The sequence below is a fragment of the Kitasatospora nipponensis genome (assembly GCF_039528135.1).
GTDB classification, from domain to species: domain Bacteria; phylum Actinomycetota; class Actinomycetes; order Streptomycetales; family Streptomycetaceae; genus Kitasatospora; species Kitasatospora nipponensis.
The window spans coordinates 44,000-56,031 of record NZ_BAAALF010000035.1 but is presented as its reverse complement, the minus strand read 5'-3'; the positions used below and the strand labels follow the sequence as shown (position 1 = coordinate 56,031).

Here is a 12,032-nt window from a genome sequence, read left to right as displayed (position 1 = left end):
CCTCCAACCCCCCCACCCCCCCCGCCCGGGCCGCCGCGAGGCACCACCGCGTCGGGCGCGGCCTGGCCCCCGCCGGGGCCGGGGTGCCGCGCGGGTCCGCGCCGGGCTCGGCGCGGCACACCCTGCGCACGCTGGGCACCGTGGCGCTGGCCGCCGAGGTCGCCCTGGCGCTGGTCGGCGCCCTGCCCGCGGCCGGCAGCGGCCTGGCCCTGTTCGGCGCGGCCGCCCTGCTGATCGCCCGCTACGTCAGCGGCGCGGCCGCCGAGGACAGCGGCTACCGGCGCAGCGTACGGCTGATGGGCAGCCGGGCCCCCGCGCTCGGCGAGTGGTACTGGACCGTGCGCAACGGCCTGGACGAGAACGGCTACCCGCACCCGCTCCGCCCACAGCTGCAACGCCTGTACGCCGCACGGCTCTCCGAGCGGCACGGCCTCTCGCTCTACACCGAGCAGGCGAAGGCCGCGGCCGTGATCGGCCCGCAGGCCTGGCCCTGGATCGACCCCGACCACGCCGCGCCCGGGGTCACCGTGGCCCCGAAGACGCTGCGCATCCTCGTCGACCGCCTCGAAACGCTCTGAGGGACCGCGGCACCGGCCGCGGCACCGACCCGACGCGCTCCGGCGCGCCACGACCATTCACCCCGTCCCGTGAGGATCCCTGTGACCACCGACCAGCGCCCCGTGGAGCCCGCCGCCCTGACCACCGATCGGCCGGCCCACCGGGCCGCGACCGGCGACCGGGCGGACGCGGCCGCCCCGGCCCTCACCCCCCAGCAGGCCGGCAAGCTCGGCCGGGAGATCCTGGACGAGATCGGCCGTGCCGTGGTCGGCAAGCCCGAGGCGCTCGAACTGGTCATGCTCGGCGTGCTGGCCGGCGGCCACATCCTGATCGAGGACCTCCCGGGCCTGGGCAAGACGCTGCTGGCCCGCTCCTTCGCGACCGCGCTGGGCCTGGACTTCCGCCGCGTGCAGTTCACCCCCGACCTGCTGCCCTCGGACGTCACCGGCGCGCCCTTCTACGACCAGCGCAGCGGCGAGATGGTCTTCCGCCCCGGTCCGCTCTTCACCCACCTGCTGCTGGCCGACGAGATCAACCGCACCCCGCCCAAGACTCAGGCCGCCCTGCTGGAGGCGATGGCCGAGTCGCAGGTCTCCATCGACGGCACCACCCGGCCGCTGCCCGACCCGTTCGTGGTGATCGCCACCGCCAACCCGATCGAGTACGAGGGCACCTACACACTCCCCGAGGCCCAGCTGGACCGGTTCCTGCTGCGGGTGCGGATGGGCTACCTGGACTCCGGCCTGGAGGCCGCCATGCTGCGCGCCCGGATCGACCGGGCCGCGCCCGAGGCGACCCTGCGCACGCTGAGCGACCCGGCCCAGGTGCTGGCGATGCGGGCCGCGCTGGAGCTGGTGGAGGTGGCCGACGACCTGGTCCAGTACATCGTGGCGCTGATCACCGCCACCCGCGACCACCCGCAGATCCAGGTCGGCGCCTCCCCGCGCGGCGGCCTGGCGCTGGTGCAACTGGCCCGCGCCCGCGCCGTCCTGGACGGGCGCGACTTCCTGACGCCGGAGGACGTCAAGTCGGTGGCCGTGCCCGCGCTGGCCCACCGGATCACGCTCAAGCCGGAGTTGTGGGTCCGCCAGGTGGAGGCGGACGACGTGCTGGCCCGGCTGGTGGCCGAGGTGCCCACCCCCTCGACCGTGCCGGACGCGCCCGTCACCGCCGCCGCGAGCGGCGCCACCGCGTCATGACCGCCACCGCCCCGACCGCCCCGGGCGCAGCCGCCGGCGCGCCCGCCCGTGCGCCCGGCGTGAGCCGCCCGGGCCTGCCGGACGAGGCCCCCTTCCTCGCCCCCGCCCCGCCGCCGCCGGGCTGGCGGGCCGGTGAGCGCACCCTGCGCCTGCTCACGGTGGCCACCGTGGCCGCGGCGGCCGCGCTGCTCACCGGGCAGGCCTGGCTGCTGGGCCTGTTCATCGCCGCCGCCGTGCTGCTGGCGCTGGCCGCGCCGGGCCGCGACCGGCCGACCCGGCTGTCGGCCACCGCGGTCTCGGAGCCGGCCCGTTGCTTCGAGGGCGAGCGGATCTCGGTGCGGATCACCCTGGACCACGACGGCGAGGGCGGCCTGATCGACTCCGCGCTCACCCTGGGCCCGGGGGTCACCCTGGTCTCCCAGGAGCTCCGCCGCCGCGAGGTCGGCCCGCAGGAGATCGGCTCGCAGGCGGTCGGCCCGCAGGAGAACGCCTCGCAGGCGCCGGGCGCCGGGCGCGCCACCATCGACCTGGTGCTCGCGGCCGCCCGCTGGGGCCGCTGGTCGCTGGGCACCGCCGACGTCGACCTGTACGACAGCGGCGGCGCGGCCCGGCGCACGGTGCGGGTCGAGCTCGGCGAGGTGCAGGTCTTCCCGGTGCCCACCGCCGCCGGCCTCACCCCGATCCCGGTCCGGCTGCCGGAGCGGCTCGGCGAGCACACCACCCGGCAGAACGGCGAGGGGGTGGAGGTGACCGGGGTGCGCCCGCACGTCTGGGGCGAACGCCAGCGGCGCATCCACTGGCCCTCCACCACCCGGCGCGGGTCGATCCAGATCAACCAGTTCTCCGCCGAGCGGGCCGCCGACACGGTGGTCCTGCTGGACACCCTGGGCGACTTCCGGGACCCGGACACCGGGGCCTCCACCCTGGACGAGACGCTGCGCGCCGCCGCCGGCCTGGCCCGCGGCTACCTGCGCAAGCACGACCGGGTCGGCGTGGTCTCGGTCGGCGGCACCACCCGCTGGCTGCGCGCCAGGACCGGTGGCCAGCACTTCTACCGGATCGTGGAGAGCGTGCTGGAGGTCCGCAAGGACCTCGCCTACCGCACCCCCGAGCTGCACCGCCTGCCGCCGGCCGCCCTGCCGCCCGGCGCGCTGGTCTACGCCGTCACCCCGCTCGCCGACCAGCGGATCCTGGACGTACTGGGTGACCTGGCGGACCGCGGCAACCCGCTGGTCGTGGTGGAGATCCCGACCGGCGACCCGGAGGTCGAGGCCGACGACGAGGTCGGCGCCCTGGCGCTGCGGCTGTGGCGCGCCGACCGGGAGGCGATGCGCTTCGCGCTGCGCAACCGGGGTGTGCCGGTGGTCAGCCACGTCCCGGGCGAGACCCTCGACCTGGTGCTCGCCCCCTTGCTGCGCGGACGGATCCAGGGGAGGACCCGATGACGACGACCGGAACCACCACCGACCCGGGGGCGTTCGCCGCCCGGCTGCGCGGCCGGGAGCTGCCCGCACGGCTGCTCGGCGGGGCCCTGCTGGTCTCCGCGCTCGACCCGGCGGCACTGCGGGGCTCGTCGGCGGTGCGGCTGGTGCCCGCGCTGGTCGTGCTCGCCCTCGCCTGGTGGGCGGCGCCCCCGGTGACCGCGCGCCACCTGCGGACCTCCGCCCGCCTGCACCGCCAACTGGCCCGGCACCGCAACACGGTGCTGGCCACCACCGCCGTCGTCCTGGCGGCGCTGACCCACCCCGGCCCCTGGTCGGCCGCGATGACCTGCGCGCTGCTGCTCGGCTACCTGCTCCACGTGGACACCCGCACCCACGCCCACCTCCCGGTCGGCCCCGGCGCGGTGCTCGCCTCCTGCGCGGCCGCCGCCCTCGTCCTGGCAGCGGCCCTGGCCCCGACCGGCGACTCCGACCTGGCCCGCCTGCTGGCCACCCTGGGCGTCACGGTCACCGCCCTGGCCGTCGGCCTGACGCTCTGGGAACGCCGCTGACCGGCGCTCAGTGGAGGGGCGGGGCGGGGCGAGGCGGCGGACCCTGAACGCGGAATCCGATGTGCACCGAGGCTCCACAGATCCTCGAAGTCGAGGCCGGATGCTCGAAGTCGAGGCTCCTCGGAACGAGGAGCCACCATCCCCCGAAGGGCCTCATCGTGACCGTCCTCAAGCGCGCACTCGGAACCACCCTTGCCGCCGGCGCCCTCCTGCTGACCGTCGGCGCCCTGCCGGCCGGCGCCCAGGCCGCCGTCACCGGCCACGCCGTCTTCGTCGGCAACGCCTTCAGCAACAACCCGTACCTCTCCAACAGCGCCGCCATCAACAGCGCCTACGCCCAGGCCACGGCAGCGGGCTACACCACCGCGACCCAGTGCTCGCTGACCCATGCCCCGATCGCCATCCGGATCAGCCCGACCATCTGGCAGTCCATGGCGCAGGTCACCTGCAACCCGGGACGGGGGGGGGGGGGGGGGGGGGGGGGGGGGGCGGGGGACGGCGGGCGGACGGCGGGGTGGCCGCGCACCGGCCACCCCGTCGGAGCGCTCCGCGTCGGCGCACCCGCGCCTCCGATCCGATCCGGTCGGGAGGGGCTGATCGGCACTGCACCTTCCGCTGGCCGGCGGTGGTCACCCGCGTTGCGGGCTCATCACGCGTCGGCCGGCCGGGCGGGCCCCAGCGCCCATGGCGGGGGGAGCACCCGCTCTCGGCCGCCGGTCTGATCGTCCGCATGGCCGCAGTACTCCAGCGGGGCGGATCGTCATCGCCCTCCTGCCGCAGTGCCGCGGCGGACGACCCCCTAAGGTGCGGGTCATGTCCGACGATCCGCGAGCCGACGTCACCGGGGGAGTCACCCGCCTGACCGGCCACGCTGAGCCCATCTGGGCGGTGGCGACGGCGCAGGTCGCCGGTCGCCCGGTCGCGGTGACCGGCAGCTACGACGAGACGCTGCGGGTCTGGGACCTGACCACCGGTCGACAGCGAGGCGAGCCGCTGACCGGCCACACCGACGAGGTGTTGGCGGTGGCCACGGCGGTGGTCGACGGTCGCGCCGTCGCGGTGACCGGCAGCGCCGACCGGACCGTGCGGGTCTGGGACCTGGCCGGCGGGCGGCAGCTCGGCGACCCCCTCGGCCACGCCTACGGGGTGCCGGCGGTGGCGACCGCGGTGGTCGACGGTCGCGCCGTCGCGGTGACCGGCAGCGCCGACCGGACCGTGCGGGTCTGGGACCTGACCACCGGGCGGCAGGTCGGCCGGTCCATGTGCGGCCATACCGGCCCGGTGTGGGCGGTGGCGACGATGGAGGTCGGCGGCCGACCGGTCGCGGTGACCGGCAGCTACGACGAGACGCTGCGGGTCTGGGACCTGACCACCCGTGAGCAGCTCGGCCGGGTGCTGACCGGTCACGCCGGCGCGGTGCGGGCGGTGGCGACCGTGGTGCTCGACGGCCGGCCCGTGGCGGTCAGCGGCGGCCAGGACGAGACCGTGCGGGTCTGGGACCTGGCCGGCGGGCGGCAGCTCGGCCGGCCGCTCACCGGTCACGACGGCTGGGTGCTGGCGCTGGACACGGTGACGATCGACGGCCGCCCGCGCATCGTCAGCGGCGGCGAGGACCAGCGGCTCCTGCTGTGGGACCCGGCCACCGGAGGGCGGGTCGGCGAGCCGCTGACCGGCAGTACCGACAAGGTGCGGGCGGTGACGACGGTCGTGGTCGACGGCCGGCCCCACGTGATCGGCGCCGGCCAGGACGGGACGGTCCGGGTGTGGGACCTGACCGTGGGCGGCCCGAACCGGCTCCGTACCGGTCGTTGAAGTCGAAGGGGTCATGATCTCATGCCGGCAGGCCGGCCGGAGGCGGAGCGGGGGATTCCCCCTCCGGTGACGGCCGCCGCGCTACTGTCCCGTCTCGGCTGATCAGTTGATCCGGTGCGGTCCGGTCGCGCCACTCGTCGGGGTCGTGGGCTGCGGGCGGTGCGTGACCCGCCGCACCGGATCCTCACCAACCACGGTGCCCAGGTGCCGTGCCAGAACAGGGGGTTGGACAGTGTCCGCTGGGGACGTGGTGCGGGAGTCGGCCAGGGCCGGGCGGGTGGTGCTCTTCGAGGAGTCGGCGCGGGACGGCGCGCAGGCCAAGACCCTGATGAGCGCCGACTTCCGGGTCCGGCTGGCCCGGGAGCAGGGGGCGGTGTTCGGGGTGGACGGTCCCCGGCACGTGGTCTTCGCGGCCGGCTTCCCCTCGGTCTGCGGGCAGGAGTTCGAGGCGACCCGGCAGGTGGCGCTGGAGGCTCAGGACTCGGTGAGCCCGTCCGCGATCTGCCGCGGCACGCCGCAGGACGTCCGGCTGGCGCTGAGCGCGGTCCGGGGCGCGGCGCACGCCCGGATCATGGTGATCGTGGCCGCCTCCGAGGCGACCGCCCAGGCGCTGGTGCACCGCGACGCCCGGACGGCCCTGAACGCGGGACTGGACGTGGTCAAGGAGGCGGTGGAGTCGGCGGACGGCATCGCGGTGGACGTCTGCCTGGTGGACGCACCGCGCGCGGACCACGCCCTGGTGGCCGAGTACGCGGGGCTGATGACGGCCCGGGGGGCCGGCACGATCGTGCTGGCCGACACCGTCGGTGACCTGCTGCCCGGCCGGACGCGAGCCCTGTTCCAGCGGGTCGCGGCCGGCGCGGGGCCGCAGGCGGTCCTGGTCTCGCACCTGCACAACGACCTCGGCCTCGGCCTGGCCAACACGCTGGCGGCGCTGGAGAGCGGGGTACGGGTGGCGGCCTGCTCGTGGCTGGGCATGGCCGAGCGCAGCGGGATGGCCGCCACCGAGCAGCTGCTCTTCCTGCTCGCGCACGACCGAGCCAAGGCCGAACAGGTCCTGGGTCCCGGCTGCGAGCCGTGGTGGACCGAGCCGGACCTGACCCGGCTGCCGGGCATCGCGCGCATGGTGTCCGCCGAGACCGGCGTCCCGCTCACCGTCACCACACCCGTCGTGGGCACCGGCGTCGCCACCATCTCCACCGGAACCCCCTTCACCCACCCGCGGACCTTCCAGCCCTACGACCCGCAGCAGCAGCTGGGCCTGGCGCCGACCGTCGTCCTGACCCACCTCGCGAGCGGGCGGGTGCTGCGCGCGGTCGCCGAGCGCCTGGGTCACCACCTGGACCCGGCGCAGACCCGCACCGCCCTGGCCTGGGCCAAGGACCGCGCCTACCGGCTGGGCCGGGCCGTCGTCGACGACGCCGACTTCGCCGCCTACCTCGACGGCCTGACCGCCATCACCGCCGCTCCCACCACCGCCGCCGCTCCCACCGCCGCCGCTCCCGCCACCACCGTCACCGACCGCTGACCCCGAACGGACCCCACCATGCCGGCCACCGCCCTGCCCGAGACCAGCACCGCCGCCCACGCCCTGGCGGCCGGGCGGGCCGTCATCCTGCCCAACCCCAGCCCGCTGACCTACGTCGTCGCCGCCACCACGCCGCAGGCCGTCAACCACGCCAAGGGCCGTCCCGTCGACCAGGAGGTCGCCCTGTGGGTCCACGACGACACCACCTGGACCGACCTCGCGACGGACCTCGACCTGTCGCCGACGGCCCGGCGCGACGCGCTCGCCCTGCTGCGCGACCACCTGGTCACCCTGCTGGTCCCCGTCCGCGCCGACACCACGCCACCGGCCTGGGCGACCCCCGCGCTGCGCGACGGCCACCTGCTGCTCTTCGGTGCCCGCTGGCAGCCGCTGGCCCCGCTGCTCGGCCGCTTCCCGCGCCTGTACGTCAGCAGCGCCAACCGCACCGGACGGCCACCCGCCGCCACCGCCCCGCAGGCCACGGCGATGTTCGGGCCCGACGTACCGGTCACCGACGCCGACGCCCTGCGCCGCCGCGACACCCCGCACGCCGCCACCACCATGCTGCGCATCGCCCCCGACGGCGACCTGACCCACGTCCGCGCCGGCGCCCAGGACCGGGCCCACGGGTCCGACCCCGCCCGCTACCTGGCGCTCCTGCGCACGGGGTCGGCCCGCTGAGGGGGCCGGGTGGCGAGGAGTGCGCCCCCATCCGCGACGGCCCGGAACATCGGGGACCCGGAGTAGTCTGGAATCTGCCGGGACAGTTGACCGGCACAGCGACCTTCGCGAGGTGCCTATGGGGAAAAAGACGTAGAGAGAGCCTGATCCGCGGCTCGTGACCGAGGAATTCCCGCCCGCTGCTCAGCAGGGACGGAAGGAATCAGGGTCACCGGGGTGTGGGGGTCGTGGGAGCAGGCTCCGTAGTTCCGGCCGGTGTTCGTGCGGCCGTAGGCCGTTCCCGCCAGTGCTGCGGGAACGGCCTTTCGCGGTTTTCGTGACTTCACTCGGTGCAGCGCGTCGATGCGCCGGCCATGCGCCGTGGTGATCGGGCCTGCATGCGCATGCGCACCCCCTCACCGGAAGGTGACTGCGACAGCACCCCACTGGGCGGTGGTGAGCCCGGTGGCGGCACAGGACTGGGCCGCCGGGATGGTCCGGTAGGCGGTGGACAGCTGGTAGGAGGAGAGTTTCAGGACCGGCAGGGACTGCCATTCGGGGGTGAACTGCGGGGCGGTCCCGGTATTGGTGCCGACCACGGACACCAGCAGGTCGCCCCGGCCGCAGTTGAGCTGGACGCTGCTGGTGCTGAACACGGTGCCGCCTGACTCTCCGTATGCCTGGGCGTGCTGGAGGGCGGTGCTGACGCCGCGATGGCGAAGGCGCTGACCGCTGTTCGGGCTGCAGCACCAGGCACTGCGTCAGTGGTCCTCGCCAGGTCTTCCGTGCTCATTTCCCCCCCATGATCCGGGGCACCCGTCCCACATTGTCCAGGATTGTCCAGGCACATCCCCGAGACCGCCTCCGGCAGCCGGAAGTGGAGCTTAGCCTCGCGCTTTCACGAGCGGGAGGGTCCGAGGCTTCTCCGCCCGACTCGTCATGACCGGCCGCCGCCGCTACCTCCGCCTCGCTCGCCGCCGACCCCGGACCGTGGGAGTCGGTGCGCCCGACGCCACAGTCGGGCCCTCGCCAGGCCGACAGGCGGGAACACCCGGCCCGGCGGCCGTGACCGGACAAGCAGAGATGGCCCGCCAGTCGAGCTGACGAGCCGTCATGTGAGATCGAGGCGGGAATCCCCTGGGGCGTTCTTCAGAACCTCTGATCGCCGCGCCCGCGCCCGCCCGGGGAGCGCGGGAGGGCCCGCGGCCGGCGCCGCGGCACACGCCGCCCCGGCCCGAACACCGCAACAGCCGTCACGGCGGGGGCGCGGTGCCCTCACCTCCCCTCGCCCGGGGACCGGATCGGCACGCCGGCGTCTTCACCAGACCGGGGCAGTTCAGCTCGCGGGTGCGATGCCCTGCCCGCGGCCGGCCAGGTCGGCCCGACCGGTGGCGCCCAGGGCGCGGGCCGCCCGGCCGATCAGTACGGTCACGTCCTGCGGTGTGAGCAGCAGGGCCTGGGCGATCTGCCGGTCGCTGTGGCCGGCGCCGACCAGTTCCAGCACCCGGTGCCCGGTCATCGACAGGCTGGGGGCGGGCAGTGGCACCGGGCGGGTGCGCACGCCCAGCTCGGTCAGCGCCCGACGCGCCCGGCCGGCCAGCAGGACGCTGCCGCACGCCTGCGCGAGCTCCAGTGCCCGGGCGAGGCTCTGCCGGGCCCGATCGGCCTCGCCGGTGCGCGCCAGGGCGATCCCGAGCTCGTACCGGGCCCGGGTCAGCTCGAGTCGGGCCGGGGACCGCTCCAGCACGGCGACGGCTTCGCGCAGCAGGGCGGCTCCTTCGGCCCCGCCCGTCACGACGCCCAGGCAGCGCGACGCCACCCCGATCGACCGCGCGGTGCCCCAGCGGTGCGCCAGTTCCAACTCCTCGGCGGCGAGTCGCAGTGCCTCCTCCCGCTGCCCCAGCGCATGGTGGGCGAGGGCCGCCTGCGAGCGCCAGGGCGCCAGGGCGAGGTTGGTGACCCGGGCCCACCGCTCCTGCGCGCCGTACTCCAGCAGGATCGCGAGCGCGGCGGCCGGATGGCCCCGCGCGGCGTGCAGCCGGCCGCGGACGAGGACCATCGGGCCCTGCCACGCCCAGCCCACCCGGTCGCTGTCGGCGTCCGGGGCCAGTGCCCGCGCCGCACCGGCCAGGTCGCCGCGCTCCATCAGCGACTCGCCCACCTGGGTCATCATCGCGGTCCGGACCCGCAGTTCCATGCCCTCCTCGGTCATCGCCGGGTGCCCGAAGTCCGGGGTGAGCGCGAGCTGTCGCCCCCGGTGGCGGCTGATCGACACCTGCCAGGTCAGCGCCGCCGACACCATGAGGAAGGAGCCCCAGCGCCCGGCCACCTCGGCGATCCGGTCGAACTGCGCCGCCGCGTCGTCGAGCCGGTCGGTGGCCACGAAGGACAGTCCGGCCAGGCTCAGCAGGATCTGCCTCTGGTCGGTGCCCGCCAGCCCGCCGCGCAGCGCCCGGTCGATGAGGTCGTCGGCGACGCGGGCGCTGCCGTCGCCGCTGAGGGCCGCCACGGACAGCGCGGCGAGCACCGCGCACTGCCCGGGGGTGTCGCCGGCCAGTTGGTGCTCCCGCAGCCGCCCAGCCCGCAGCCGGGCGGCGGGCAGGGTGGACAGCTGGTCGTAGCCGATCAGCAGCATCTGGGCCTGGAGGTACCAGGACACCTCGCGGGCGAGCCCGCTGCCGTCGTCCGTCTCCCGCAGGTCCTCCACCGCGCGGGCGAGCACGTCGACGGCGTCCTCGTGCTGCTGCTCGAGGAACAGTGCGTCGGCGAGCAGGTGGGCCGCCTGGGCCCGGGAGTACGGGTCGGTCAGCGCCTGCGAGGCCTGCGCCAGGCGGTGCCGGGCCGCGCCGACGTCGACCTGCATCTCGTCCGCGCCCAACTCCAGCAGCAGCGGGCCGCGTTCCTTGACCGACATCGGTTCGCGCAGGGCGCGGCGCAGATAGGTCACGGTGACCTCCGGCGCCCCTCGGCCGCGGGTCGCCCGCGCCGCCTGCCGCAGGACGTCCACCCGCCATGTCTCACCGCTGGGTTCGGCCAGCAGCAGATGGGCCGCCACCTCGGCCCCGGGCGCCCCCTCGCGTCGGAGCAGTTCGGCCGCCTGGGCATGTCCGTCGGCCAACTCCACCGGCCCGAGCAGGGATTCGGCGATCGCGGCGCGGACCAGGGGGTGCTCGAACCGCGGCGCTTCACCGGGCGTCAGCACGCCGATCCGCTGCAACCGGCGGCCGAGCTCCCTGGCCCTCGCCTCGCCCAACCCCGCCAGCTCGGCCACGACCTGCCAGCCGGCGCCGTCCCCCAGCACCACCAGGGCACGGACCAGCAGGCGGACCGGCTCCGGCTCGCCCGCCAGGCGCTTGACCACGGTGCCCGCCAGGATCCGTCCCCGGAACTCCTCCACCACGAACGCCTGATCGCCGGCCGGCCTGACCCCGTTCTCGGCCAGCGTGCGCAGCAACTCGCGCAGCAGCAGCGGATTGCCCCGGGTCGCCCCGGCGCAGGCGGCGGCGAACCGCGGATCGGCGTCCGTGCCCAGCCGTGTCCGCACCAGCGAGGCCACGCTGTCGGCGGCGAGCGCCGGCAGCTCGACGGGCCGACAGTGCGGCTGGCCGGCGATCCGCTCCAGCAGCGGCTCGACCTGCGTCCGACTGTCCGGGCGCGCGGCCAGCACCAGCAGGACTGGTAGACCGCGTACCCGCCGGGCCAGGTACTCCAGCCACCGCACCGACGGCGCGTCCGCCCAGTGCGCGTCGTCGACCACCAGCGCGAGCGGTCCGTCGTCGGCGAGGTGCACCACCAGCCAGTACAGGCTGTGCAGGACACCCAGCGACGCCTCCGGCGAGAGGCTCGGCCCCCCGTCGGCACCGACCACCTGCAAGGCGTACGAGGCCAACTGCGCCGGTCCCGACAGCAGGCGCTCCCGCCCGGCGGGATCGGCCCGGGCCAGCAGCGGTTCGATCAGCTGCCGCAGCACCGAGAACGCGAAGTCCTGCTCCAGCTCGCCGCCGTCGGCCCGCACCACCCGCATCCCACCGGCCTGTTCGGCCGAGCCCCAAGCGTTCAGCAGCGAGGTCTTGCCCAGCCCCGCACCGGCCCGCACCAGCACCACCGCGCCCCGACCGGCCCGGGCCTGCGCGGCCGCGAGCTCCACCGCGGCGAGCTGTTCGCTCCGGTCGAGCAGCACCGTCCCGTCCTTGCCCCGGTCGACCGGCGGATCGGTCAGCGGATCGGCCGGACGCCCCGGGCGGGCGGCCGCCACCAGGGCGGGGGGGGCCGGGCCCCCCAC

At 75.9% G+C, this 12,032-nt stretch carries 10 protein-coding genes; 8 read left to right on the top strand and 2 right to left on the bottom strand.

Features of this window, described 5'->3' with window-relative positions; genetic code table 11:
- From ABD323_RS13105 to ABD323_RS13070, 8 genes are all read left to right on the top strand, one after another.
- The coding region (locus ABD323_RS13105) for a hypothetical protein (protein WP_344441607.1) at positions 1 to 578 on the top strand (578 nt) is incomplete at its 5' end.
- Positions 579 to 797: 219 nt separating this feature from the next.
- Positions 798 to 1,757, top strand: a complete 960-nt coding sequence (locus ABD323_RS13100) for an AAA family ATPase (RefSeq protein ID WP_344441609.1) — start codon at positions 798 to 800, stop codon at positions 1,755 to 1,757.
- Positions 1,754 to 3,202 carry a DUF58 domain-containing protein gene (locus tag ABD323_RS13095; RefSeq protein ID WP_344441606.1) on the top strand — a complete coding sequence of 483 codons (1,449 nt, stop codon included), beginning with the start codon at positions 1,754 to 1,756 and terminating at the stop codon, positions 3,200 to 3,202. Before ABD323_RS13100 ends, ABD323_RS13095 begins: the two co-directional genes overlap by 4 nt.
- Entirely contained in the window at positions 3,199 to 3,750 is a 552-nt protein-coding gene (locus ABD323_RS13090; protein ID WP_344441605.1) for a hypothetical protein, read from the top strand. Before ABD323_RS13095 ends, ABD323_RS13090 begins: the two co-directional genes overlap by 4 nt.
- A gap of 158 nt (positions 3,751 to 3,908) precedes the next feature.
- Positions 3,909 to 4,472 (top strand): hypothetical protein, encoded by a 564-nt coding sequence (locus tag ABD323_RS13085; RefSeq protein ID WP_344441604.1) that lies wholly within the window; start codon positions 3,909 to 3,911, stop codon positions 4,470 to 4,472.
- Between the two features lie 91 nt (positions 4,473 to 4,563).
- Positions 4,564 to 5,562, top strand: coding sequence for a WD40 repeat domain-containing protein (locus ABD323_RS13080; protein WP_344441603.1), 999 nt, complete (start codon positions 4,564 to 4,566; stop codon positions 5,560 to 5,562).
- A gap of 232 nt (positions 5,563 to 5,794) precedes the next feature.
- Positions 5,795 to 7,090, top strand: coding sequence for a 2-isopropylmalate synthase (locus ABD323_RS13075; protein WP_344441602.1), 1,296 nt, complete (start codon positions 5,795 to 5,797; stop codon positions 7,088 to 7,090).
- 18 nt (positions 7,091 to 7,108) lie between these two features.
- Positions 7,109 to 7,771 carry a hypothetical protein gene (locus tag ABD323_RS13070; RefSeq protein WP_344441601.1) on the top strand — a complete coding sequence of 221 codons (663 nt, stop codon included), beginning with the start codon at positions 7,109 to 7,111 and terminating at the stop codon, positions 7,769 to 7,771.
- 395 nt (positions 7,772 to 8,166) lie between these two features.
- Here the strand turns inward: ABD323_RS13070 and ABD323_RS13065 are convergent, their stop codons facing one another.
- Positions 8,167 to 8,406, bottom strand: a complete 240-nt coding sequence (locus ABD323_RS13065; RefSeq protein WP_344441600.1) for a hypothetical protein — start codon at positions 8,404 to 8,406, stop codon at positions 8,167 to 8,169.
- Positions 8,407 to 9,086: 680 nt separating this feature from the next.
- Positions 9,087 to 12,032: ATP-binding protein (locus ABD323_RS13060; protein WP_344441598.1), on the bottom strand; the 2,946-nt coding region annotated here is incomplete at its 5' end.

Excerpts from the sequence above, each read along its gene's own strand:
- ABD323_RS13080 (WP_344441603.1), top strand. The coding sequence starts at position 4,564 with ATGTCCGACGATCCGCGAGCCGACGTCACCGGGGGAGTCACCCGCCTG.
- ABD323_RS13090 (WP_344441605.1), top strand. The coding sequence starts at position 3,199 with ATGACGACGACCGGAACCACCACCGACCCGGGGGCGTTCGCCGCCCGG.
- ABD323_RS13095 (WP_344441606.1), top strand. The coding sequence starts at position 1,754 with ATGACCGCCACCGCCCCGACCGCCCCGGGCGCAGCCGCCGGCGCGCCC.
- ABD323_RS13070 (WP_344441601.1), top strand. The coding sequence starts at position 7,109 with ATGCCGGCCACCGCCCTGCCCGAGACCAGCACCGCCGCCCACGCCCTG.